Annotated in this window: 1 protein-coding gene and 1 pseudogene; both read left to right on the top strand. The window is 46.6% G+C overall.

Annotation, left to right across the window (positions count from 1 at the left end; genetic code table 11):
- Positions 1–374, top strand: a 374-nt coding sequence (locus R7P74_RS28815; protein ID WP_318124122.1) for a hypothetical protein, incomplete at its 5' end; no start/stop codon positions are given.
- Between the two features lies 1 nt (position 375).
- Positions 376–539, top strand: a pseudogene (locus R7P74_RS28810) (sulfate ABC transporter permease); the annotation flags it as partial.

Here is a 539-nt window from a genome sequence, read left to right as displayed (position 1 = left end):
CAGAAAGTTACGCCATTTTCTCACTTAACGCTCAGTTTGACGCGTTGACCATTAATAAAGCCAGGAAGCTCTACCGAGGTAAAACCAGACTATTACAAGGCCAACGAATTGAACTCTCTGATTGGCCAGAGACGTCCGTTGAACGAACGGAGTTCTATCGCTACCTGCTTAATAAAAACTTGGCTCAAATGAATGCGCATTGGGCCAGCCTTTCGTTTTCAGGCAAGGCGCGTCCACCCAAAGTAATTGATCAACCCAGTATTGAAATCTTGTTAGCGTGGATGCGAGAACAACCTAATCGCATTGGCTATGCCCCCGTCGACTCGTTGCCGTCGGATGCTCATGTTCTTTATGTCGTCAGTTCGGAGAAATGAAATGAAGAGATCGCTCCTCGCAGTACTTATTAGCAGTGTCGCTTTTCCGAGCTTAGCAACAGTAGAACTGACCGATAACTTATCGCTTAGCGGGTTTGGCTCCATTGCTTGGGCGCAGTCCGACAACGAAACTTCATTGCTCGTGAATCGATTTATTGATGATGA

The organism is Vibrio sp. 2033 (assembly GCF_033339735.1).
Note: the sequence above shows the minus strand (reverse complement) of the source record. Positions and strands in the feature narration are given on the sequence as shown.